Below are 23,290 nucleotides of genomic sequence, written 5' to 3'. Positions count from 1 at the left end.
CGCTAGCGCCTGTCGGGCTTGCCGGGAGTGTCCAGGGGCAAGGACAGCTGCCTGTCGTAGAGGGCGATTTCGGCGCGCAGTGCTTCAAGGAGCAGGCGTTTGTCCTGTGTCGATTTGCGCCGTTCCGGCGGATCGTCGGGGCTCGGTTCGAGCGCGTCCATGCGGTCTTCCTCTGGCTTGTGCATGAGTCCCTCCGTCCTCCGTGGTGGCGGAGCGTTCATTTGGACTGGGAAACGATCCGGATGACGCGAGGCAGGTGATTACCGTGGGCGTGGGACTCTACTCGTAGCGTCGTTCCAGCCTGCAGGCCTTCAGGAGCTCGGCACCGGTCGTCTGGCAGGCTTCCGGCTGCAGGCTACGGATGGCGCGGCGGGCGAGTGATGCCTGCAACGCATCCATGGCGTTGCGTGCCGCTTCGTAACGGGCTTGCAGATCACTCGCAGCGCTGCTGCGTTCTTCCGGGGAAAGCTCGCTGCGTTTTCTGATGATGGCGTCGACGGCGATCAGGAACTGCTCTAGCTCGCGGGTCCGTCGTTCACGCATCGCTCGTTCGTGCGCGGTTTCGGGTATGTGGCCCGGTGGGGGCGTGGCACTTGCAATCGAAACGGTCATGGTGCTTCTCGGGTCTGGGTTGAGGGTCGTCCGTACGATTGCAGACTTCGCCCGGGGGTGTCGGTGCGTTGGAGCACTTATATCGGCCCTAAGCGCCCTGACGCACCGAGGCCGGCGGCAGCATCTGCGATGCTCGCCAGGAGCGTCGCACCTGCGAAGCCTTGTGAGGTAGAGATGAACAGACATTCCGATCCAAATCTGGTCCGTCGGCCCGGCAAGCCTGTGGCAAGGCGCTTCCCGCTTCAGGTCACCGCAGGGCAGTTGTTGCTCAGGCGTAGCCTGGAAGCCGACGAGAAGGATATCCCTGGGCCCGCCGGCGAGCCGCTACACCAGGGGCCACAGCCATGAGCGGCCGGAGGGGGGCAGGGCACGCGGCTTCCTTCTACTTCGTCATTGCCCGGGAAAGCGGCAATGTGATCCGGTTGATACGGCGCGAGCACGCCCCGGAGGACACCCCGACCGTCATTCACCTGCTGGCCCCGTGCCTGGGGCAGCGCCGCCATGCGACGTTGTACGCGTCCGGTATGGACCTGATCCACGCTTCCCGTGTCCTGGAAGATTTCGATAGTGCCTGTCTGCGCTACCCGGTTGCCCGTTAAGCGTGCCAACGCACCGAAGCCGCATGCGGGTCTCGCTAAGCTCAAGGTCCCGGTGCGTCACATTCCAGCAGAGCCGGGCTGCCTTCGAGGGCACCATGAAGACGTCATGCCACAGCGACAGCACGCTCCATATCAACTGCTCACGTCCTGAGAACACGACGGGGCGGGCTCCGCAGCGGCCCATCTATTCGCGCTCCGAGCGCTATTCCTTCCCTGATCCAAGCGATCCGCCGGCAGTCGCCCCGCATCCCCAGCCCGCGCCTGGCGCCGCGCCCTTCGTGGGCCCCCCGCACCCTGAGCGCGCCCCGTCAGGCCCTCTCCAGGCTTGTAGAGGGCGCGTGGTACAGCACCAGGACCTGGTGCTCCCCGCCGTCGTCCTGCAATTCCAGGGTCGCGTCGGCCTGTACCTGTCCGTTCAGGCTCAGCGAGCCGCCACCGCTGACGGCGGGGCGGACCTCGATCCGATAGCGCGTTTCTCCGAATCGGTAGTGCAGGGTGTAGCCCGGCCAATGCGCAGGCAGCAGCGGCTGGACGCGCATCCTGGTGCCACTGCGCTGCAGGCCCAGCAAGGATTCGATGATCAAGCGGTACATCCACCCGGCCGAACCCGTGTACCAGCTCCAGCCGCCACGGCCTGCATGGGGCGCGGCGCCGTAGACGTCCGCCGCCATCACGTAGGGTTCCACCTTGTAGGTTTCGATCCGCGTCGTACCGTGTTGGCCGGCGGGGTTGATCATGTGCAGCAGTTCCCAGGCCCGATCGCGGTCGCCGAGTCGGGCGAACGCCATGCTTGCCCAGACTGCGGCGTGGGAGTACTGGCCGCCGTTCTCCCTGACACCTGGCACGTAGCCCTTGATGTAGCCTGGGTCCAGCGAGCTGCGGTCGAAGGGCGGGTCCAGCAGCAGCACGACGCCGATTTCGCGGCGAACCAGATGCTCATCCAGCGCGGCCATGGCGCGGCGTGCGCGGTCGTCCGACGCGACGCCGGACAATACCGCCCAGCTCTGGGCGATGGAGTCGATCCGGCACTCTTCGTTGCGGAACGACCCCAACGCCTGGCCATCGTCGAAGTAGGCGCGTCGATACCAGTCCCCGTCCCAGCCGTGTTCTTCCAGGCTGGCGCCCAGCCGTTGCGCCTGCTCGGTGCAACGCTGGGCGAACGCGGTGTCGCCTAGCAGTCGGGCCATCTCGGCAAATCGCAGCAGGACCTCGTGGCCGAAGAAGCCCAGCCAGACGCTTTCTCCCCGTCCCTGTTCGCCCACCCGGTTCATGCCGTCGTTCCAGTCACCGCAACCCATCAGTGGTAGACCGCGTTCACCGCGCGGCAGGCTGTTCTCGATGGCACGCACGCAGTGCTGGTACAGGCTTTCCTCCAGAGGCGAGTGGCCCGGCAGGTCATAGTAGGACTCCTCGCCCGCGTTGAGCCGACGGCCATCGATATAGCCGACCTTCTCATGCAGAACGCCGCTGTCCCCGGTGACCTGGACGTAGCGGCTCGTGGCCAGCGGCAGCCAGAGGAAATCGTCCGAACAACCCGTGCGCACGCCCCTGTTCCGCGGGGGGTGCCACCAGTGCTGTACGTCGCCCTCGGGAAACTGGTGCGCGGCGCAGAGCAGCAGGTGGCGGCGCACGGAGACAGGGTCGGCATGGATCATCGCCATGCAGTCCTGCAACTGGTCGCGGAAGCCGATGGCGCCGCCGGACTGGTAATAGCCGCTGCGCGCCAGGAAGCGGCTGGCGATGACCTGGTACATCAGCCAGCCGTTGGCCATGAAGTCGATGGATGGGTCGGGTGTCTCGATGCGGATGGCACCCAGGGTGTCGCGCCAGTGCTTGCGCACCTTGTCCAGTTCGCTGATGGCGGCCAGTGTGCCTCGGTGCTTGAGCAGTAGAAGGTTGGCGGCCTTGGCGTCGTTCTCGAAACCCAGACGAAAGACGATTTCGCGGCTTTCACCCTCGGCCAGCACCAGCGGTACCTGGAGCGCGCCGCAAGGGTCCATGCCCGCGCCGGTGCGACCGGACAGGCGTGCGCGCTCCATTGCGGCCGGAGATGCCAGGTTGCCGTTGCGTCCGATGAACTCGGTGCGGTCGCCGGTGAATCCCGGGTTCTCCGTATCGGCATCGAGGAATGCCACTCGGCTGGAAAAGTCGATCGAGTAGGCGTTGCGCGCGAGCAGCGCACCGCTGAAGGGGTCGGCCTCGGTGACCAGGTGCATGGCCGATCTGCTGCGCAGGTCGCCGAGCACCCACTCCACGTAGCTGGTGATGCTCAGCCGGCGGGGGCGGCCGGAGCTGTTGCGCACCCTGAGCCGGGAGAACTTGATGGGCGCCTCCAGGGCCACGTAGACCCATAGCTCGGTATGGATTCCGTTCTCCTCGTGCTCGAAGACGCTGTAGCCGAAGCCATGGCGGATGCGATACGTACCGCGACCCGGGCAGGGCAGGGGCGTGGGCGACCAGTAGTGACCGCTGTCTTCGTCGCGCAGGTAGAGGGCCTCGCCGCTAGGGTCGCTGACCGGGTCGTTGTGCCAGGGCGTGAGTCGGTACTCATGGGCGTTCTCGCCCCAGGTGTAGGCGCTGCCGCTTTCGGAGACGACGCTGCCGAGCTGCGGGTTGGCCAGCACATTGACCCAGGGCGCCGGGGTGGGGTGATCGCGTTGCACCTCGATGATGTACTCGCAGCCGTCGGCACTGAAGCCGCCATAGGCGTTGGTCAGCATCCGCTGCAGGGGGCGGGGCGGGTCTTGCGGCAGCGCACGTGGCTGTGGGGGCGCGACGGAGGGTTCGAATCGGCCCAGCGAAGGCTCGGCCCGGCGCCTCTGGACCTGCTCGGCGAGGCTACCCTTGCTGTCGTTGATCACCAGGCGGGCCACCGCGAGGATCAGGGTTCGGTCCTCGCCCGAAAGCTGTTGCGCGGGGCGCACGAAGATGCCGCCGGGGCGGTCCACCAGATTGGCTTCGCTGCCTGAGGTGACCAGTCCCATGATCAGGTCCTGAAGATGCTGGCGATAGCCGGCCAGGTCCTCGTTCCAGATCACGAGGTCCACCTCCAGGCCCTTCTGCCGCCAGTAGGTATGGGCCTGCACCATCTGCCTGACCAGTTCGATGCTGGCGGGAGCGGCGATCTGCACCAGAACGATGGGCAGGTCGCCGGATATGCCCTGGCCCCATAGACCTGACTGGTTGCGCCGGTTGGCCATCAGTGTCGCCTGGTCGGTGCGCTGCGCGGCGTTGGCATAGAGGATGCCGGCTGCCATCTGCTCGAACAGGCGGGCATCTGCCATCGTCGCGTTGAGCTGGCGCAGCAGCACCTGGCTGTGGGTCCAGGCGAGGTCGAAGACGCGGTCGGCCAGATGGCGGTCGCGGTATTTCTCGATCAGGTGCAGGCAGTCTTCGCGGCTGTCCGCGATACCGGTCGCGAGATCGATGGTGGCAGTCTGGTTGGGGTCCAGGGTGATCCGGCAGCGGATGGCCACGATGGGGTCCAGTACCGGGCCGGCAGTACCGGAGAGCTGGTCCATGCCTTCGGCCAGTGCAGCTGGAGCGACCACGGTGCGCCCCCTGCCGATGAAGCGGGCACGGTCCGTCTCGTAGGAGATGCTGTCGATGTCCACGCCGTGCGCCGCAAGGAGGTGACACATCCAGGGCACTGCCTCGTCGCTGGCGCGGGGCCGGCGGGTGCAGACGATGGCCTGGAGCGGGCGCAGCAACTCGGTCTGCACGAAGAGGTTGCTGAAAGCCGGGTGCATCGCGTCGCTCAGGGCGGAAGCCAGCACCACTTCGGCATAGCTGGTCAGCTCCAGGCTCCGCCGCGTACGGCCCCGGTTGGTGAGATGCAGGCGCCTCAGTTCGATGTCGTCCTCCGGGGATACGACGATCTCCATGTGGCTGTCGAAGTCGCATTCGCGAATGCGGAATTCGGCTCGGGCGTCGGTGAAGATGGCCTCATGGAATTCGGGGCGACGCAGGGTCGGCTGGTGCGCGGCCGACCAGTAGGCGCCACTGGCGACGTCCCTCAGGTAGCAGAACATGCCGTGGCCATCACGGGTGAAGTCTTCCTGCCAGCGGGTGATCGCCAGATCCCGGCGTCTGCTGTAGCCGCCGCCGGCATTGCTCAGCATCACGTGGTAGCGGCCATTGGAGAGCAACTGCACGGCGGGGCGCTTGCGGCCTGGATCGGTGTAGACGCGCAGCTTGGTGTCGTTGAGGCGCGTGGCTTCGTCGGCCGGCGCGTTGGTGGCGTGGATGTACTGGGCCGCGGTCTTGGGGACACGTTCCTGCAGCAGGAGCAGGGTGGCCTGGAACTGTGGTACGGATTCGAAACGACGTTGCATCGGGCGGTCCAGCAGCAGGCAGGTGAGTGCCAGCAGGCTCATGCCCTGATGGTGGGCCATGAAGGAGCGGACGATGGCAGAGGACTGCCCACGGGGCAGGCGCGCTTCCGTGAAGTCCACCGCCTCATAGAGGCCGAAGCGGCCCGCGAGACCCAGCGATGCGAGACGCTGGAGATTTCTGCAGGCGGCTTCGGGGGCAACCATCAGGGCCAGGACGCTGGCGTAGGGCGCCACCACCCTGTCCGCGCCGAGGCCGCGCTTGAGACCAAGCCCCGGTACGCCGAAGGCGCGGTATTGGTAGTTGAACTGTGCGTCTAGGGTGTTGTAGCCCGATTCGGAAACCCCCCAGGGAATGCCGTTCTGGTTGCCGTGCTCGATCTGCCTGGCCACCGCCGCGCGGCACGTCTGGTCGAGCAGCGTGCCTTCGTAGCCGGGCATCACCAGCAGCGGCATCAGGTACTCGAACATAGACCCGGACCAGGACAGAAGCACCGGCACTCCGCCATTGCTGGTCAGCAGCCGGCCGAGGGTGAACCAACCCTCCTGGGGCAACTGGCCCTGGGCGATGACCACGAAGTTGGTCAGGCGCATCTCCGAAGCGAGCAGGTCGTAGAAGGCAGCGTCGAGTCGCCGCTCATCGACGTTGTAGCCGATCACGAAAAGGTCTCGGCGGGTGTCGTAGAGGAAGGTGAAATCCATGTCCGCCAGCGTGACCGCCATTTGTACCAGCCGCTCCAGCGCCTGCACGCGCACGGCGGCGAGCTCACGTACCGCCTGCACCCTGTCCTGGTGTTCGGGGGCCCAGAGGCGGGTATCCAGCTGTGCCATCTGGCGCCAGGTGGCCTGTTCCGCGTGGCCCGCCTGAAGGGGCTCCGGCAGCTGGAAGCGTTGCAGCTCCAGCTGCAGGTCCATGCACTGGCCATACAGTTGGTCGAGCCAGAATGCTGCGTCCGTAGTGTCCCCGGGCGACAGGAGGCGGGTGGTGTCCGCCGTTCTCTGCAGCAGTCCGATCATCCGGGGAATGTCCGCAGGCTCGCTCTCCATGCTCATCGCCTCGGCTTCTGCGCGCAGGTCGGCCAGTTCCCGGGCGTCGAGGTCGGTTGCGAGCAGCACGTCCCGCACCGCGTCGATGCCGTCCATCAGGCCAGCGGCCACGCGCCTATCCAGCAGTCGCTCGTCGGCCAGTGCCATGAGGCCGGGGCAAAGGGTCAGCAGCACGCCGGCAAGGTTGCCGCTGTCGACGCTGGAAACGTAGCGCGGGGGCAGGGGCTGGAGGGTACGGGTGTCGTACCAGTTGTAGAAGTGGCGGCGATGTCGCTCCAGGCCGGCCATGCTGGCGAGCATCCGTTCCAGGCGGTCCAGCAGGCGGCCACCGCTCAGGTAGCCGAAGTCATGGGCGGCCAGGTGGGATAGCAGCGCCATGCCCATGTTGGTGGGCGAGGTCCGATGAGCGATGGCGGCACGTGGCTGCTCCTGGATGTTGTCCGGTGGCAGCCAGTTGTCCTCCGGGCCGACGTATTGTTCGAAGAAGGCCCAGGTCTTGCGTGCCAGTACATGCAGGAAGCGCAGGTCGTCGGTGGAGCAGGAGAAATGGGCGATCGCCGCGGGGCGGCTGAGCCACCAGGCCAGGGCGGGGCTGGCCAGCCAGGTCGCCAGGAAAGGGCTGGCCAGTGCCAGCACGTCGGGGTCGGGCAGCAGCAGAGCCAGCAGTGACAGCGCCAGCAGTGGCGCGATCCACAGGCTGCGATACAGGCCGAGGATGTCGTTGCCGGTGGTGCGCTCCACCTCCCTGGAGGAATTCCACTGCAGCAGGCTTCTCCTGCTGACCGCCATGCGCCACAGGGTCCGGATGATCGCGTCGAGACTGTAGAACACCTCGTGGGGCAGCCACGCCAGGTTCAGTAGCGCGCGGGTGAAGTGCATGCCGGAGGATCGAAGGGCTGCCGACACATGCTCGCGAAGCGGAATCTCGGGCGCCTTGCGCAGCAGTTCCAGGAGCGTGTTCAGCAGCGGTTGGACGAGCACCACCAGTACCAGCGCGGAGGTCCAGAGGTAGGGCTGTGAGGACATCAGCCAGCCCCAGGCGAGCATGCCCAGCAACGCCGCTGGCTCCAGGCTGCGCCGCAGGTTGTCGAGGATCTTCCAGCGTGCGAGGGCACTCAGTCGGTTGCGTTCGGCGCCGCCATCGGGGCGGGGCGTCCAGGGCAGTAGCCAGGGCAGCAGTTGCCAATCACCGCGGATCCAGCGGTGTCGGCGCTTGACGTCGGCGCTGTAGCGGGCGGGGTGCTCTTCGTAGAGCTGCACGTCGCTGAGCAGGCCTGAGCGTGCGTAGCAGCCTTCGATCAGGTCGTGGCTGAGGATGCGGTTCTCCGGGAAGCAGCCTTCCAGGGCCTGCTCGAACGCATCGATGGAGTAGATGCCTTTGCCGATGAAGGAGCCCTGCCGGAACAGGTCCTGGTAGACGTCCGACACGACCCGCGTATAGGGGTCCACGCCGGCATCGCTGCCGAACAGGCGGGCAAAGGCGGATCTTGCCGTGCTCGGCAGGCTGATGCCGATGCGGGGCTGGAGAATGGCGTAGCCGCCGCCGACCGGCCCCAGGCTCGGGTCGAAGGTCGCGCGGTTGAGCGGATGCTCCATGGCGCCGACGAGCTGGCGGGCGACGTCGCGTGGCAACTGGGTATCGGTATCCAGGGTGATCACATAGCGGATCGGAGGCAGCGCATCGATGTCGCCTACGATCAGCGCGAAGCGCTCCCGACCGCGCTCGCGGAGCAGCGCATTGAGTTCGGCGAGCTTGCCGCGCTTTCGCTCGTACCCCATCCAGGTCCGCTCGGCCGGGTTCCACTGCCGTGGCCGATGCAGGAGGAAGAAGCGATCTCCCTCGCTGTCCGGGTACTTCGCGTTGAGTGCTTCGATCTGCCGACGCGCCAGGCTCAGCAGGCCTGCATCCGCGTCTGTCACCTCGCTTGGGGCGTCCAGGAAGTCGGTGAGCAGCGCGAAGTACAGGTTGTTGTCCCGGTTCGCGAGATAGCGGACTTCCAGGCTTTCGGCCAGTTCCTCGACGTCGTCGGCGTTGGCGATCAGCGTAGGGACTGCAACCAGGGTGCAGGCATCCATTGGAATGCCCTTGCTGAAATCCAGGCGCGGCAAGGGAGTGGGTACCACGGTCAGGGTCACCAGCCAGTTCACCAGGCCGATGGCCAGTCGACTGGTCATCAGCAGCGCGCCGATGGCGAGTGGTATCAGCAGGTAGACAGGGGTGCCGTCGCGCCGCGAGGCCTCGATGAATGGCCAGGCAAGCGCCAGCGTGAGCAGCAGGGCGGGTGTCAGGAAGAACGCCAGGGGAGCGCTTCGCAGCAGTCGCCGCCAGCGCTGAGTCATGGGGATGCGCGCCCCGATGCTGCGTTCCAGCTCCGTGAGGCCATGGTCGATCAGGTAGTAGCCCACGTGCCCTGCCGGGGCCGCTTCCGGGTTGGCGACGCTGAGCAGGCGAGCCGCCTCGGCGACTTGCTCTTCGCTGCGGGCGCAGTTCCTGGCCAGGCGCTCGACCTCGTGTCGATACCGATCTCGGCTGGCGAAGTCCATGAGCGGGTAGATGCCTGCCGGATCGGCGCGCAGCACCTGTTCGACCTGGCTCAGGTTTTCGACGAATTCGCGCCAATCGGTTGCCGAGAGCAGGCGCAGGCTGCCGATGCTGTTGCCGATGGAGACCTGCTCGGCTGCCTGTTGCTGGGCGTCGAGACGCACCAGGCGCTCGATGCTTAGGCCTTTTTCGGCGAGTGCCTGCTCGAACCAGGTCATGGGCAGGACCAGCGCCGCGCTCTGCCCCTGCAGGCGTCGTGTCAGTTCGGCGACGAAGGACGCAGTGAGCGGAGGCGCGGAGCGCGCCATGTCAGCGACTGTCAGCACCACGCTCTTGGCGTCCCGCTCGGCGGTCTCGATAAGGCGATCGGCCCAGTCGTTGGCCAGGTTGTGTTCGTCCCAGTTGACCATGACCCGCGACGCGACGCGCCGCAGGTTCTCGATCAGCGCCAGGCGCAACATTATGGGAATCGCCCACAGCTCACCCAGGGTCAGGGGCGTGACGCTCTGGTAGGCCGCGACAAAGCGGCTCAAGCTTTCGCCGTCTACCCTGCCATCCCCGTGGGAAATGGTTTCCAGTGCGATGTCGTAGACCCTGGGCAGGCCCGCCGAAGGGCCGCTGTCCAGGCGTGGCAGCTCACGACTATAGCCACGCGGCAGATGGCTCTTGGCGGTGCGGATGTGTTCCTCGACCAGGTAGAAGTTGTCCAGCAGCCATTCCGCTGCCGGTGTGACGTGATGGTTGGGCCCGGGCGCGCTGTTGAGGGCCAGGCAGCTGCTGGCCAGGGTGGTTTCATTCTGCGCCAGGCGTGCCAGCAGCGTATCGCGCACCGGATGCCGGCCCACATGATGGTGCTGGGCCAGCCAGGCTCCGTATGCGGCCATCTGCTCGCTGTTGAACAGTTCCGCGCGCAGGATGGGCTCATACTCGAATTTGCGTCGTGAGGTACGCCACTGTGCGTAGCGAAAATGCAGGCGCGCCAGCCAGGCGCGGGTACGAATGCTGTCCATATGGGTCCCTTGCACGACACGCCCGCCTCTCGAGCGCAGGCGGGGGTGTTGGCGGTGAGCCTGGGTAGACGGCTCGATGAAGCGGCGTGTTGCCCGAGGGCAATTTTGAAGGTTGACGAGCCTATCGGACGGCGTCCGTGCCGTCTGTTCGGTAGCGAACATAGACGCGTGCGGCGTTGTGGACCGGGGAATCGGCTGCGCGCCGGCCCCCTGTGCGGTTTGACATGGTCCGAAGAAGACCGGCGCCGAGGTGATGACGGCAGGCATTGCTGGAGAAACGAATTCAACTGCTGCGAACAGAGCGAGCCGGCGCTTACACTGGCGGCTCCGCAACCACGGTACCCGCCCGACACATGGCTACCCAACCGCACATACGACCTGCCCGGGATGGGGACATCGACGCCCTCTGCGCGCTGGACCCCATCGCCCGTCTGCAACAGGGCCGCAGGCACTTCATCGCCAGCGCCGTGGCCGCCGGCCAGTGCTGGGTCGCTACCGAGGCGGACGATGCATCGGCGCTGCTCGGCTACGGGGTGATCAACGACGCCTTCTTCGAGCAGGACTTCATCCCGCTGCTGGTGGTGAGGGAGTCGGCGCGGCGTCGCGGCATCGCCACCGCCCTGATCGGCGTGCTGGAGGGGCAGGGCACCGGCGCCAAGCTGTTCACCTCCACCAACAGCTCCAACGCGCCGATGCGCGGCCTGCTCGCCAGGCAGGGCTTCGTTCCCAGCGGCCATATCGACAACCTGGACGAAGGCGACCCCGAGCTGGTCTTCGTCAAGTTGCGCCCGCGCGCCCAGGGCGCCTGATCACAGGGCTGCAGGATGGACCCACGATAAGGAAATCGACAGCACCATGAGCAACCCGGAACAACTCCATCGCGACGGCTATGCACTGCTGCGCCAGGCGGTCCCCGCCCAGTGGCTGGAAGAGCTGCGCGCCACCTTCGATGCCGGCGTGAAGCCCTCGGACCAGTGGCCCGTGCCGCGTGGCAGGGACTGGCGCCACTCGCTGCTGGATCATGATCCGAGGGTGCGGGCGGTGTGCCGCCTGCCCTCGCTGCTCGCGGTGGTGGGCGAGCTGATCGGCGAGCGCTTCTTCCTCGCCCAGGCGGAAGGCCGTGAGCCGCTGGCGGGCGGCGGCCACCAGCAGTTGCACCGTGACCTCTCAACGTACCGCCCGGGCGACATCGCCAACGCCCTGGTCTTCCTCGACGACTATGGCCCCGGCAACGGCGCCACCCGCATCGTGCCCGCCAGCCACCGGCCGGCGCCGGGCGAGCCGCCGTTCGACTTCAGCGACGAGTCCCGCGCCGTGCAGCTTTCCGGTTCGGCGGGTGACGTCCTCGCGTTCGATGTCGACCTGGTGCATGCGGGCAGCCTGAACCTGCTCGGCACGCGCCGCCGCTCCATCCTCATCGCCTACTACGCCGAAGCGCTGCGTGCGTCGCATCTGCAGACGGCGGGCCTGCGGGGGATCCGGATGGAGGGGGTGGAGTGGTTCGAGCCGCCGGCAGCGGAATCAGATCGAACCCAGGTTGACCCGTTCGGATAGCGCTTGTGCGGCCTCCTTGCGCTCCGAATAGCGATCCACCAGTTCGGGGTGATCCCTCAGCAGCCGCGTGAACCGCACCAGCTCCTCCATCACATCGACGACCCGATCGTAGTAGGCGGAGGGTTTCATGCGGCCTGCGTCGTCGAACTCCATGTAGGCCTTCGGCACCGAGGACTGGTTGGGGATGGTGAACATGCGCATCCAGCGACCCAGGATACGCAGCTGGTTGACGGCATTGAACGACTGCGAGCCGCCGCAGACCTGCATCACCGCCAGCGTCTTGCCCTGTGTGGGGCGAATGGCACCCAGGGCCAGGGGAACCCAGTCGATCTGGGCCTTGAACACGGCCGATACCGCGCCGTGACGCTCAGGCGAACACCAGACCTGGCCCTCCGACCAGAGGATCAGGTCACGCAGCTCCTGGACCTTGGGGTGCTCCACCGGCGCATCGTCCGGTAGCGGCAGGCCGGAGGGATTGAACAGGCGGGTCTCCGCGCCGAAGTGTTCCAGCAGTCGCGCCGCTTCTTCCGTCAGCAGGCGGCTGAAGGAGCGTTCCCTCGTCGAGCCATAGAGCAGCAGGATGCGCGGCTTGTGCTGGCTGGCTTCATGGGCTGCGGGTGTTGCGTCGAACAGGGTCGGATCGAGATTCGGTAGGGGGTCTGTCATCGTTCGCGCTCGCTTACAGGGTGCCGATCCTGTCCAGTTCACGCTTGAGCGCCTCGCGCCCCAGTTGCCCGAAGGGCAAGGCGAAGAAGGCGCGGCAGCGCACGTCGATGCGTGCCAGCGTGGCGTGGAAGGCCGCCTCCACATGCTCTTCGTCACCTTGAACCTCGGAGGGGTCTTCCAGGCCCCAATGGGTTTTCAGCGCCGGGCCGAAGTACACCGGGCAGGCTTCACCCGCCGCCTTGTCGCAGACGGTGATGACGATGTCTGGCGGATCGTTCTCGAAGGCATCGTTGCCCTTGCTGCTCAGCCCGTCGATGGCGATGCCGGCCTGCTGGAGGGTCGTGAGGCTGCGTGGCAGCACCTGGCCCTTGGGAAAGCTCCCGGCGCTGACGGCTTCGAAACCCTCGGGCGCCAGGTGGTTGAACAGGGCTTCGGAAAGGATGCTGCGGCAGCTGTTGGCCGTGCACATGAAGAGGACTCGCATGCTGTGCTCCGTTCGGTCAGATGGCCAGGCGCAGTGCCAGGGCCGAGAGAGTGATCAACAGGACCGGCAAGGTCAGCAGGATGCCGACCTTGAAGTAGTACCCCCAGGTGATGCGGATGCCCTTGCGCTCCAGTACGTGCAGCCAGAGCAGGGTGGCCAGGCTGCCGATGGGGGTGATCTTCGGGCCCAGGTCGCAGCCGATGACGTTCGCGTAGATCATCGCTTCGCGCACGATGCCGCTGGCTTCGCTGGCCTGGATGGAGAGGGCGCCGATCAGCACGCTGGGCATGTTGTTCATGACCGATGACAGGGCCGCCGACAGCAGCCCGGTACCCAGGGCCGCGGCCCATGGGCCCTGCTCGGCGAGGCGGTTCAGGGCCTGGGTGAGGGCGTCGGTCAGGCCGGCATTCTTCAGGCCGTAGACCACCAGGTACATGCCCAGCGAGAAGACCACGACCTGCCAGGGGGCTTCCCGCAGCACCCGGCGCGTGGAAATGACATGTCCCCTGGCCGCCACGGCGAAGAGGATGGCCGCGCAGATGGCCGCTACCACGCTGATGGGGATGCCCAGTGGCTCCAGGGCGAATAGGCCGACCAGCAGCAACAGCAGCACCCACCAGCCGACGAGGAAGGTCGGACGGTCGCGGATCGCCTCGACGGGTGCCCGCAGGGCCTCGGTGGCGAAGCGTTCCGGGATGTCTCGGCGGTAAAACAGGTAGAGGACCAGCAGTGTCGCCGCGACGCTGACCAGGTTGACCGGCACCATCACCGAGGCGTACTCGGCGAAGCCCAGGTCGAAGTAGTCCGCCGAGACGATGTTCACCAGGTTCGACACCACCAGTGGGAGGCTGGCGGTATCGGCGATGAACCCGGCCGCCATGACGAAGGCCAGCGTCGTCGCGGCGGAGAAGCGCAGCGCCAGCAGCATCGATATGACGATGGGGGTGAGGATCAGCGCGGCCCCGTCGTTGGCGAACAGCGCGGATACGGCGGCGCCCAGCAATACGCAGAAAGCGAACAGGCGGTGGCCGCTGCCTCCCGCCCGGCGGGCCACGTGCAGCGCGGCCCACTCGAAGAACCCGGCCTCGTCGAGCAACAGGCTGATGATGATGACCGCGATGAAGGTCGCGGTGGCGTTCCAGACGATGGCCCAGACGGTGGGAATGTCCTGCAGCGACACAGCCCCGACGACGAACGCGAGGAGGGCGCCCAGCGCAGCGCTCCAGCCAACGCCAAGGCCCCTGGGTTGCCAGATGACCAGGACCAGGGTGAGAAGGAAAACGGCAGCGGCAATCAGCATGGCGGGCTCTTCCAGGCGGGGGTCAGCAGCAGGTGCGGACAGGGCGTCCATCCATGTCGCAAAGGCGGGCGGTGTTGGTGCCCAGCCAGTCGGCATTGGCTTTCAGGGTGGTCTCGAGTACCTCGGCGGCCCAGGTCGGCAGCTCCGGGTTGAGCCGGTAATAGACCCATTGCCCCTGGCGGCGGTCGAGCAGCAGGCCGGCGCTACGCAGCAGGGCCAGGTGACGGGATACCTTGGGCTGGCTTTCCTCCAGCGCGCACATCAGCTCGCAGACGCACAGCTCTCCGTGCTCGACGATCAGCAATGTGGCGCGCGCACGGGTTTCGTCGGCCAGGCACTTGAACAGCTCGGGCGGGGTGAGCACGGCGGCTTCCTGTTACATATGGATTTTCGAATATACGGAAATCCATATGTATTGGAAACCCCGGTTCCATGGGGAGCGCCAGATGAACCCTGCGATGGCCGTCCGGTCGCGGGGCGCCGCGATCACTCCTTGCGCTTGCGGATGGCTCTGCGCGGGCGGGGTTGCTCGGCCTGCACGTGCAGGTAGGACAGCACGCTCTCGGTGAGCTCGGCGGCGAGTTTCACCGCCTCCTTGTTGCGGGTCATGACGGCGGCGACGAGGCTTTCGATCAGGGCCAGCACCACGGTGTTGGAGCTGATCAGCACCGGGTGATCGGCGGGCGCGAAGAGCACCTGCTCGGCCAGTCGTACCAGGGGGGAGGCCGGTGAGTCGGTGATGGCCAGTACCCGCGCTCCTCGCTCGTTGGCGAAGCGCGCGAGGTGGATGGTGTCCAGCGAATAGCGCGGCAGCGAGATGGCCAGCAGCACGTCGTGCTCGGTGATCGCCGCGAGGCGGTAGGCCGCATTTTCGTTGCCGCCTTCCATGCTGATGGCCACCGCGTCGGCGCAATAGGGCATCAGGTTCGCCGCAGCCAGGCCGGCCATGTAGGCGCTGTTGCCGAACCCGAGGATGTAGATGCGACGGGCCTGGGTCAGGCAGTCGACGAAGGCCTCGAAGGTGCTGGGGCTGTTGCTGCTCGCCGCCGATCCCAGGTTGCCGCTGGCGACCTGGATCTGCTCATGCAGGCCGAAGGCGCCGTCCGGGCGCTGTGCCAGCTCGTTGCGCAACTTGTCCACGGGGGAAACCAGGTCCTGCAGCGTGCTCACCAGGGCGGCCTTCAGGGCGGTGAAGCCGGGCAGCTTGAGTGCGCGGGCCAGGCGATTGACTGCCGCCGCCGAGGTCGAGGTTTCCTGCGCCAGCTCCTCGATGGTCAGCGTCGCCGCCTTGAGCGGGTGGCGAAGGATGAAGTCCGCCACCTTGCGCAGCGACGGCTGCAGGTCCGGCGAGGCCGATGCCAGTTTTCGCATCATCGGCGAGGTGTAGACAGTCAGATCGTTCGGAGCTGGAGTCATGGCGGTCGCTGAATTCGGTCTGGAGGGCGGGTGGGCGAGTGTATCCGATGGCGGCGGATCCCAGGCAGCCCTAGTCGCTCAGCAGGCGGCCGCTGCGGATGGGGGACGAGCCGGCCACCTTGGCCAGCCAGAGCCCGGGCTGGGCGAAGCGCAGGCGTTCCCGCGCGTAGAGGATGCCGGTGGTGCTCGCCCGTACCACGCTTCGCTGGCCGGAAAGGGGGTCGATGACTTCGAACAGCGGGTCACCCGGGGATACCCGTGCTCCCAGCGGTTGCAGGTAGCTGACGACGCCGGTGTGCGGGGCATAGGCGTATTCGGCACCGGCGAAGGGCAGGGCGGGGCAGTCCAGCTCGGGCTCGTCGGGCCATTCACCCTCGATGAAGCCCTCCCGGGCCAGGAAGGCCAGGATGGCCTCGGCGCTGTGCCTGGCGCGATCAGGCTCGGTATCGGCCATGCCGCCCAGCTCCAGTGTCGCGGCAACGCACGCCTGGGGAATCGGGTGTCCGGGAAGGGCGGCCGCCAGTTTCAGCCAGGGGCCGGCGCACGCTTCGTCGAACGAGAAACCGCCGGAGTCTTCTGCTAGCAGCGCGACCCGGGCGCGCAGGTGCGCCGCCAGGCCGCGCAGCGCGGGCCACACCTGGGGTAGGGCGTACAGCAGGAGCACCGACTCGAAGTCGCAGTGCAGGTCGAGCACCAGGTCGGCCGTGCAGGCGTGGCGAAGCAGCAGGCGCTGCAGGCCCTCCAGGGGGGACGCGGGCGGTGGAAGCTGCACGAGCGCATCGACCATGGCTTCACGCAGCAGCCGGGCATTGTGGTCGGCGTCCTGGCCGAGGTGCCGCTCGATGGTGGGGATGACGAGCGAAGCCAGGTCGGGGAAGTCGCGGTTGAAGTTGCGCCCGCTGGCGAAGTCGAAGCGCCCCTGGTGGGTGCCCTGTATGACCTGGGCCAGCCCGATCGGGTTGGCCACGGGGACCAGCTCCACGCGGCCCAGCAGTCGCCCGGCCTCTTCGAGTTCGGCAAGGCGCCAGCGCAGCTCCGCCGCGACCCGCATGCCGGGCAGTTCGTCGGCATGCAGCGCCGCCTGGATGTACGCCTTGCGCGGGCCCTGGCCGAACGCGAAGAGGGTCAGGCGGCGCTCCGTTCCGGGTGTGCTCCAGGGAAGTGAATGCTCGATCCGATGCATAGGAAACCTGATGGCTGGGCAGAAAAAAGGGGCACCCGGTCGTGCCGGACACCCCTGCGGAGCCGGCTCTTACTGGCCGTAGATGTCGTAGGCGAAGTACTTGTCCTGGACCTCTTTGTACTTGCCGTTCTCGCGGAGGGCGGCGATGGCGTTGCTGAACTTCTCGGCCGTGGCCTTATCGCCCTTGCGCACGGCGATGCCGGCACCGTTGCCGAAATACTTGGGATCGTTGAAGTCGGGGCCAACCAGGGCGAAATCCTTGCCTTCCGGCGTCTTGAGGAAGCCCTCGCCGATGTTCACCACGTCGGCCAGGGAGGCATCGATGCGACCGGAGGCCAGGTCGAGGAAGGCTTCGTTCTGCGAGCCGTAGCGCACCACTTCGATGCCCGCGTCCGCGAATTTGTCGCTCGCATAGCGATCGTAGGTCGACGCGCGCTGCACGCCGACCCGCTTGCCCTTCAGGTCCACCAGCGGGTCCTTGACCTCGGTGCCCGCCTTCATCACCAGCTTGCCGGGGGTGTGGTAGTACTTTTTGGTGAAGTCCACGGCCTTCAGGCGGTCCGGGGTGATCGACATGGAGGACAGCACGGCGTCGACCTTGCGCACCTTGAGCGAAGGGATGAGGCCGTCGAAGGCCTGCTCGACCCACTCGCACTTGACCTGCATTTCGGCACACAGGGCATTGCCGATGTCGTAGTCGAATCCGCTGATCTGGCCGTCCGGTGTCTTGAAGGCGAAAGGCGGGTAGGCGGCCTCGATACCGATGCGCAGGGTGTCCTGGGCGTTCGCCAGGGTTGCGCAGGCGGAGAGCGCCAGGGCGCCGAGCAGAGCGATCTTGTTCATCTTATGACTCCAGTTGCGGATGGTTGGGGCCCGCCAGTGCGGCGGGATTGAGGCTTCGCGTGCGACGAGCGCCGGAGCCCGGCCCTGGCTGGGGTGGACCTGGCGCCCCTCGGCGAGGTGGCCCAGCTCGCTGCGTGGTGCTTGCGAGGCGTGACACGTTTTGTGTCAGCAAAGCTAATTAGAAGAATTATCCGTGTCAATGTGTGATTTTGATGAAAAAAATAATTTCATCAGCGCAATTTCCCTGAAAGGCGCTTTCCAGGGGCTTTACTGCCATTAAGGCTGGCCTTTTGGACGGAATCGAGAGCGATGAGAGGGGTTGTGGCGGGCTATTTGTTGATATAAAACATTTCACAAATTGCTTTCGGTGAATTTGTTTGATTCATCCGAAAGGTCCGCACCTATCCTCAGAAGAGCAACAAGAAATGAGAATGCTGACCAAGCCGGGCGTGCTGCTTGCCGCCCTGATCCTCGCCGGCCATTGCGCGCCGACCCGTGCCGAAGGCCACCTGCTGGCGGTAGGCGGCATGTTGCGTGCCAGCAACACCGCGGTTTACCAGAAGCTCATCGAGCTGGCCGGCGGTGTCGAGCGGGCACGCATAGCGATCATGCCCACGGCCAGCGGCAGCCTGGGCTCCAGCAAACGCTTCCAGGCCGAGTTGCAGGCGCTCGGGGTACCGGCCGAACGCGTCACCATCGTGGGTATCGACAAGCAGAACTACCAGAGGACCATGAACGACCCGGCGGTGCTCGAGCCCCTGGGCGAAGCCAGCGCCGTCTGGTTCGTCGGTGGTGATCAGGCGCGTATCGCCCGTGCGCTGTACAACGCCGATGGCAGCGAGTCGCTGACGCTCAAGGCGGTGCGTGGCGTGTTCGACAAGGGCGGCGTGGTGGCCGGCACCAGCGCCGGGGCGAGCATTCTCGGCAGCACCATGCCGACCGCCTACGGTGTGGTCATGGACACGCTGGATTTCGGCGTGGCAGCCAGGGCCGACCAGCGCGGCACCGCGCTGCTCAAGGGAGCAGGGCTGTTCAAGGCCGGCATCATCGACCAGCACTTCGACCGCATCGAAGAGACCAGCACCGGGCGCGCCGCGCGCATGGCCAGCTACCTGGTCGGCCAGCAGCCGGCCAGGGGGTTCGGCCTGGATACCAATACCGCCATCTGGGTGCAGCCCGGCGGCGAGTTGCAGGTGCTGGGCGAGGGCTACCTCACGGTGATGGACGCCAGCCAGGCGCGCAAGGAGTTCGGCCTGTACGGCACGCGCTTGCAGAACGTGCGGCTGGCCATGCTCGGCAACGGCGACCGCTACGACCTGGCGACCGGCAAGGTGCAGCCGGCCGAGGGCCAGGAAGCCATAGTGGCGGGCAACGAATACCTGGTGGGCAACCAGCTGATCACGGACCTTTCCGCGGTTTCCGCCATGTCGCGAGCGGTGCTCTACGGCCTGGCCGACAACACCGCCACCCGCCAGGTGGGGTTGATGACCCGCTACAACCCGGCCAACGGCTACCACTACGGCTATCGCTTCGAGTTCAGCGAGGCCCCGGGCTTCCTGGCCCACAGCGGCTTCCAGGATTCGCTGACCCGCTACACGGTGCAGAACGTGCGCCTGGACATCGCCCCGGTGGATGCCTTCCTCGGCGACCCGGCGCGCAGCAGCCCGCAGGATGCCGTCACCAGCCGTTGGCCGGATGCGGTACGCGCGGTGAGCTTCCGCGGCCTGATGACCAGCGATGCGACGAATCACTTCGAACCCAAGCGCGCGCTGACCCGCTTCGAGCTGGCCAACGCCTTGCAGATGACGCTGGCCGCCGAGCCCGTCCCGGACAGGCTGCCGACGCTCGCCGACGTCAAGCGCAACCATCCGCTTCGCGAGCAGATCGAGGTGGTGGTGTCCAACGGCTGGTTGCCGGCCGGGGAACGCTTCGAGGGCGAACGCGAGGTGACCCGCGCGGAGTGGGCCCTGGCCTGCAAGGCGCTGGTCGAGGGCTTCGCCGGGACCCGCCTGCGAAGCCGCTCGCCGCTGAAGGACCTGGGCGGAGTCGATCCTGCCGTCGCCGAGGCTGCCGAGCTGCTGGTGGGCGAGGGCTGGATGGCCGCCGAGTCCGGCCGGTTCCGCCCGCAGGCGACGGTCAGCCGCGAAGAGGCTGCCCGCACCCTGGCCCGCCTGATAGGGCTCGCCACACCCTCCTGACCCCCCTGTTCCGAAACCTGCTTCGCCCCGTCGTGACGGGGCGGACGGGCAGCCTTTGCCCGCGAAACCCCAAACGAGAGGCACCGATGCAATTGAACAGCCTGGAGCTCTTCGCCCTGGACAAGCTGCTGCACGACCACGAGATCGCCGACCAGGTCCTCCACGACGCCGGGGCCCGCGTGCTGGAGCGTGTCGAGACCCGTGACGGTTTCTTCGCGGTGATCGAGCTGCAGCAACGCCTGCGGGATGTCGGCGAGCTCTCCGAACGCGAGTGGAAATTCAAGCTGAAGAGCCCGAGGAAGGCCGCGGGTTACTTCGTCTGCTGGCCCGATGGCGAGTCGACCCTGTGCCTGGAGGCGGTGATCAGCCAGGGCCGGCGCCCGGACGTGCTGACGGCGGAGCTCTTCGCCTGACCGGGCAAAACCAGAAAGGGCCCGAGGGCCCAGCCACCCCAACAACACCCAGAACGGAGTAAGGCATGAACCTCGTGAAACTGAGTTGTCTCGCACTGGCGGTCGCTGCGGCCGGGAGTCAGCTGGCCGTTGCCGGCCAGGCCGAGTCCAAGGGCTTCGTCGACGACAGCGCGCTGAAGCTGCTCAATCGCAACTACTACTTCAACCGCGATTTCAAGAACCAGCCCGGTAGCCAGAGCTACCGCGAGGAGTGGGCCCATGGCGTGATGGCCGAGTTCGCCTCGGGCTTCACCCAGGGCCCCGTCGGCTTCGGGGTCGATGCCTATGGCTACCTGGGGATCAAGCTCGACAGCGGCCGTGGTCGGGCCGGCACGGGCCTGCTGCCGATCAGCGACGAGGGGCGCGCGCAGGATGAGTACGGCGAGGCCGGCGGGGCGGCGAAGCTGCGGATCTCCAAGACGACCCTCAAATACGGCCAGATGCGCACCGAGGCGCCGGTGTTCGCCACGGCGCACAGCCGCCTGCTGCCGGAAACCGCGACGGGTTTCCATATCGCCAGCGGCGAGATCGAGGGCCTGGCCCTGGAGGCCGGTCACTTCACCGCCTACAACAACCGCAACTCGACCAACAGCGACGAAGCGCTGTACCTCAACTACGGCAGTGGTGAGGTCGGCAAGACCATCGACTTCGCCGGCGGCTCCTACGCCGTCAGCGATGACCTGTCCGTGGGGCTGTATGCCTCGCGCTTCGAAGACACCTGGAACCAGTACTACGGCAACCTCAACTACACCCTGGGCCTCAGCGAAGGGCAGAGCCTGAACGTCGATTTCAACCTGTACCGCACCGGCGATACGGGCGATGCCCTGCAGGGCGACATCAGCAACACCACGTACAGCCTGGCGGCCACCTACGCGCTGGGTTCGCACTCCATCCTGCTGGCCTACCAGCGCGTCGACGGCGACACCCCGTTCGACTATGTGGGAGGCGATTCGATCTTCCTCTCCAACTCCATGCAGTTCTCCGATTTCAACGCGCCCAACGAGCGGTCCTGGCGCATCGGCTACGGCTACGACTGGGCCGGCCTCGGCGTGCCCGGCCTGACCACCAAGGTCACCTACGTCAAGGGCACCGACATCGACGGCACCGATGCGGATGCGAACGGCGGCTACGCCGGCTTCTACGGCGAGGACGGCGAGCACAGCGAGACCGACATCGACATCAAGTACGTCGTCCAGGACGGGCCGGCCAAGGATCTTTCGGTGCGCCTGCGCCAGGCCTTCCACTACGCCAACGAGGACCAGGGCGAGGGGGATCTGCATGAGTTCCGCGTGATCGTCGACTACCCGCTGAGCATCCTCTGACGCTGTGGCCCGCGCACGGGCCGTTTCCAGGGCGCAGGCCGCCGTCCCTCGGGCACGGATGCCGGCCGCTTCGATTGCAAGGTCCGCTCGATTGCTCCTTTGGCCTTGGGGCGCCTGCCCGGCGCCTTTTTTTCCACGGGGCGTCGCTCATGGGAATGCCCTGCCTGCGGTCGGGCCCGCATGCGGCCTCGGGCACCCGCGCTTCCCAGGCTTCTGCGCCCATCGATCCGCCGTTTTCGCAGTACCCGTTGCACAACATCCACAACGACGCTGCAGCTGACTGCAGCCACGGAGAACTGAAGATGAGACTGAGTAAATTGTGTCGCCACGTCGTCCTGCTGGTCGCGCTGGTTCCAGGGCTGGGTCATGCGGCCGGCGCGCTGCTGCTGGTCGGCGGAGGCCTCAAGGACGACAACAGCGCCATCTACCAACGCTTCATCCAGCTGGCCGGCGGCAGTGGCCAGGCCAGGATCGGCGTCATCACCGCCGCCTCCATCCCGGAAAGCCAGGACCCGGATGCCGGGACGGCGAATGCCGCCAACGCCAAGGCGAACGGCCTCTACTACGCCAATCTGCTGAAGAGCTATGGCGCCGTGAAGGCGGAGTGGATTCCCATCGACCTGGACACTATCGCCAACAACGCCAACCCGACCGTGATCAGCCAGATCAACGGCATGACCGGCTTCTTCTTCGGCGGTGGCGACCAGTCGCGCCTGGTCCAGACCCTGCAGACGGCCAGTCGCGGTGATTCGCCGGCACTGGCGGCCATCCGCAGCCGCTATGCCGCCGGTGCCGTGCTGGCCGGCACCAGTGCCGGCACGGCGATCATGGTCGACGGCCCGATGGTCACGGGCGGGGAGAGCTATGAAGCGCTGCGCTACGGCCCCTATACGACCCCGTCCGGCGATGACCTCTCCTATGACCCGGACGGCGGCTTCGGCTTCTTCGACTACGGCCTGCTCGATACCCATTTCAGCGAACGTGGCCGCCAGGGCCGCATCGTGCGCCTGGCCGACTACACCGGCGTACCCTTCGCCTTCGGCGTCGACGAGAACACCGGCCTGCTGGTGCAGAACAACGCCAGCCTCGGCCAGGTGGAGATGGAGGTCATCGGGACCGGGGGCGTATTCGTCTTCGACCTGCGCAATGCCGAACTCGGCGGTGGCAGCAGCTGGGCCCTGTACGATGTGCTGGCCAGCTACCTGACCAGCGGCGACAAGTACCGCCCGCAGACAGGCCAGTACGTGATCGCCAGCGGCAAGACCAGCCTGCGCGGTCGCGAGCAGTACAGCAGCGCGATGACGGCCACCGGCGACATCTTCAGCAGCCCCAACAACAGTGGCGCCAACGGCCGGCGCAAGCCGCGCGAGTTCGTCACCGTCAGCGCCGATCTCTTCAACAGCCGTTCGACCAGCACGCTGGGGCGCACCTATGAAACCAGCCCACGCTACCGCGTCAACCTGGTCAAGAGCACCCAGTTCGACAGCCAGGGCTACAAGGGCACCCTGGGTGGCCAGACCATGACGTCCTACCTGCGACTCCTGGTGGACATGCTTCCCAACTGATCCTCCGGCACGAGAGCCGCCCAGGGGGCTCTCGTGCAATGCCTGTTCGGCTGCTCGATTGCGACAGCGCGAAGAGGTCCCACTGCCTCGGGAGCGCCGTTCAGGGACGCGTTGCAGAAAGAGCCGAGGACGCTTCGAGTTCTGTGAAGGGCATGGGTTTGGCAAG

16 protein-coding genes are annotated in these 23,290 nt (G+C 66.6%); 6 read left to right on the top strand and 10 right to left on the bottom strand.

From position 1 onward, the window contains the following. Positions 1 to 2: 2 nt before the first annotated feature. The 3 genes from PHLH3_RS17330 to PHLH3_RS17320 all read right to left on the bottom strand — a co-directional run bounded on the left by PHLH3_RS17330 (position 3) and on the right by PHLH3_RS17320 (position 10,141). Complete coding sequence (locus PHLH3_RS17330; RefSeq protein ID WP_213625107.1) at positions 3 to 185, bottom strand: hypothetical protein; 183 nt, start codon at positions 183 to 185, stop codon at positions 3 to 5. Positions 186 to 279: 94 nt separating this feature from the next. Then, positions 280 to 612 (bottom strand): hypothetical protein, encoded by a 333-nt coding sequence (locus PHLH3_RS17325; protein WP_213625106.1) that lies wholly within the window; start codon positions 610 to 612, stop codon positions 280 to 282. A gap of 907 nt (positions 613 to 1,519) precedes the next feature. Then, complete coding sequence (locus PHLH3_RS17320; protein WP_213625105.1) at positions 1,520 to 10,141, bottom strand: glycoside hydrolase family 94 protein; 8,622 nt, start codon at positions 10,139 to 10,141, stop codon at positions 1,520 to 1,522. A gap of 353 nt (positions 10,142 to 10,494) precedes the next feature. Between PHLH3_RS17320 and PHLH3_RS17315 the strand changes: the two genes are divergently transcribed. Continuing rightward, entirely contained in the window at positions 10,495 to 10,950 is a 456-nt protein-coding gene (locus PHLH3_RS17315; RefSeq protein ID WP_213625104.1) for a GNAT family N-acetyltransferase, read from the top strand. 46 nt (positions 10,951 to 10,996) lie between these two features. Next, complete coding sequence (locus tag PHLH3_RS17310; RefSeq protein WP_213625103.1) at positions 10,997 to 11,695, top strand: phytanoyl-CoA dioxygenase family protein; 699 nt, start codon at positions 10,997 to 10,999, stop codon at positions 11,693 to 11,695. Here the strand turns inward: PHLH3_RS17310 and arsH are convergent. From arsH to PHLH3_RS17275, 7 genes are all read right to left on the bottom strand, one after another. Beyond that, the gene (gene arsH / locus PHLH3_RS17305) at positions 11,663 to 12,361 is read right to left on the bottom strand and encodes an arsenical resistance protein ArsH (protein WP_213625102.1); all 699 of its coding nucleotides are present in this window, start codon (positions 12,359 to 12,361) and stop codon (positions 11,663 to 11,665) included. The genes PHLH3_RS17310 and arsH overlap by 33 nt on opposite strands. A 13-nt stretch (positions 12,362 to 12,374) precedes the next feature. Next, positions 12,375 to 12,845 (bottom strand): arsenate reductase ArsC, encoded by a 471-nt coding sequence (locus tag PHLH3_RS17300; protein ID WP_213625101.1) that lies wholly within the window; start codon positions 12,843 to 12,845, stop codon positions 12,375 to 12,377. A gap of 16 nt (positions 12,846 to 12,861) precedes the next feature. Beyond that, positions 12,862 to 14,145 (bottom strand): arsenic transporter, encoded by a 1,284-nt coding sequence (locus PHLH3_RS17295; protein ID WP_213625100.1) that lies wholly within the window; start codon positions 14,143 to 14,145, stop codon positions 12,862 to 12,864. Positions 14,146 to 14,167: 22 nt separating this feature from the next. Continuing rightward, positions 14,168 to 14,509 carry a metalloregulator ArsR/SmtB family transcription factor gene (locus PHLH3_RS17290; protein ID WP_213625099.1) on the bottom strand — a complete coding sequence of 114 codons (342 nt, stop codon included), beginning with the start codon at positions 14,507 to 14,509 and terminating at the stop codon, positions 14,168 to 14,170. 122 nt (positions 14,510 to 14,631) lie between these two features. Continuing rightward, positions 14,632 to 15,561, bottom strand: coding sequence for a MurR/RpiR family transcriptional regulator (locus tag PHLH3_RS17285; RefSeq protein WP_111260261.1), 930 nt, complete (start codon positions 15,559 to 15,561; stop codon positions 14,632 to 14,634). A gap of 70 nt (positions 15,562 to 15,631) precedes the next feature. Then, entirely contained in the window at positions 15,632 to 16,744 is a 1,113-nt protein-coding gene (locus PHLH3_RS17280) for a succinylglutamate desuccinylase/aspartoacylase family protein (protein WP_213625098.1), read from the bottom strand. Between the two features lie 69 nt (positions 16,745 to 16,813). Next, the gene (locus tag PHLH3_RS17275) at positions 16,814 to 17,587 is read right to left on the bottom strand and encodes an ABC transporter substrate-binding protein (protein ID WP_213625097.1); all 774 of its coding nucleotides are present in this window, start codon (positions 17,585 to 17,587) and stop codon (positions 16,814 to 16,816) included. Between the two features lie 425 nt (positions 17,588 to 18,012). On the opposite strand from PHLH3_RS17275, the gene PHLH3_RS17270 reads away from it, so the two are divergent. The 4 genes from PHLH3_RS17270 to PHLH3_RS17255 all read left to right on the top strand — a co-directional run bounded on the left by PHLH3_RS17270 (position 18,013) and on the right by PHLH3_RS17255 (position 23,124). Then, positions 18,013 to 19,785 carry a cyanophycinase gene (locus PHLH3_RS17270; RefSeq protein ID WP_213625096.1) on the top strand — a complete coding sequence of 591 codons (1,773 nt, stop codon included), beginning with the start codon at positions 18,013 to 18,015 and terminating at the stop codon, positions 19,783 to 19,785. Positions 19,786 to 19,871: 86 nt separating this feature from the next. Beyond that, positions 19,872 to 20,198 carry a hypothetical protein gene (locus PHLH3_RS17265; protein WP_213625095.1) on the top strand — a complete coding sequence of 109 codons (327 nt, stop codon included), beginning with the start codon at positions 19,872 to 19,874 and terminating at the stop codon, positions 20,196 to 20,198. 65 nt (positions 20,199 to 20,263) lie between these two features. Then, on the top strand, positions 20,264 to 21,559 hold the full coding sequence (locus PHLH3_RS17260) for an OprD family porin (protein WP_213625094.1): 1,296 nt from the start codon (positions 20,264 to 20,266) through the stop codon (positions 21,557 to 21,559). Between the two features lie 302 nt (positions 21,560 to 21,861). Continuing rightward, on the top strand, positions 21,862 to 23,124 hold the full coding sequence (locus PHLH3_RS17255; protein WP_213625093.1) for a cyanophycinase: 1,263 nt from the start codon (positions 21,862 to 21,864) through the stop codon (positions 23,122 to 23,124). Positions 23,125 to 23,290 lie beyond the last annotated feature (166 nt).

The sequence above is a fragment of the Pseudomonas sp. Pc102 genome, assembly GCF_018408275.1.
GTDB classification, from domain to species: domain Bacteria; phylum Pseudomonadota; class Gammaproteobacteria; order Pseudomonadales; family Pseudomonadaceae; genus Metapseudomonas; species Metapseudomonas tohonis.
This window is presented reverse-complemented; position numbering and strand designations above follow the sequence as displayed.

Excerpts from the sequence above, each read along its gene's own strand:
- PHLH3_RS17310 (WP_213625103.1), top strand. The coding sequence starts at position 10,997 with ATGAGCAACCCGGAACAACTCCATCGCGACGGCTATGCACTGCTGCGC.
- PHLH3_RS17300 (WP_213625101.1), bottom strand. The coding sequence starts at position 12,845 with ATGCGAGTCCTCTTCATGTGCACGGCCAACAGCTGCCGCAGCATCCTT.
- PHLH3_RS17255 (WP_213625093.1), top strand. The coding sequence starts at position 21,862 with ATGAGACTGAGTAAATTGTGTCGCCACGTCGTCCTGCTGGTCGCGCTG.
- arsH (WP_213625102.1), bottom strand. The coding sequence starts at position 12,361 with ATGACAGACCCCCTACCGAATCTCGATCCGACCCTGTTCGACGCAACA.
- PHLH3_RS17320 (WP_213625105.1), bottom strand. The coding sequence starts at position 10,141 with ATGGACAGCATTCGTACCCGCGCCTGGCTGGCGCGCCTGCATTTTCGC.
- PHLH3_RS17270 (WP_213625096.1), top strand. The coding sequence starts at position 18,013 with ATGAGAATGCTGACCAAGCCGGGCGTGCTGCTTGCCGCCCTGATCCTC.
- PHLH3_RS17330 (WP_213625107.1), bottom strand. The coding sequence starts at position 185 with ATGCACAAGCCAGAGGAAGACCGCATGGACGCGCTCGAACCGAGCCCC.
- PHLH3_RS17260 (WP_213625094.1), top strand. The coding sequence starts at position 20,264 with ATGAACCTCGTGAAACTGAGTTGTCTCGCACTGGCGGTCGCTGCGGCC.
- PHLH3_RS17265 (WP_213625095.1), top strand. The coding sequence starts at position 19,872 with ATGCAATTGAACAGCCTGGAGCTCTTCGCCCTGGACAAGCTGCTGCAC.
- PHLH3_RS17280 (WP_213625098.1), bottom strand. The coding sequence starts at position 16,744 with ATGCATCGGATCGAGCATTCACTTCCCTGGAGCACACCCGGAACGGAG.
- PHLH3_RS17275 (WP_213625097.1), bottom strand. The coding sequence starts at position 17,587 with ATGAACAAGATCGCTCTGCTCGGCGCCCTGGCGCTCTCCGCCTGCGCA.
- PHLH3_RS17285 (WP_111260261.1), bottom strand. The coding sequence starts at position 15,561 with ATGACTCCAGCTCCGAACGATCTGACTGTCTACACCTCGCCGATGATG.
- PHLH3_RS17315 (WP_213625104.1), top strand. The coding sequence starts at position 10,495 with ATGGCTACCCAACCGCACATACGACCTGCCCGGGATGGGGACATCGAC.
- PHLH3_RS17325 (WP_213625106.1), bottom strand. The coding sequence starts at position 612 with ATGACCGTTTCGATTGCAAGTGCCACGCCCCCACCGGGCCACATACCC.
- PHLH3_RS17295 (WP_213625100.1), bottom strand. The coding sequence starts at position 14,145 with ATGCTGATTGCCGCTGCCGTTTTCCTTCTCACCCTGGTCCTGGTCATC.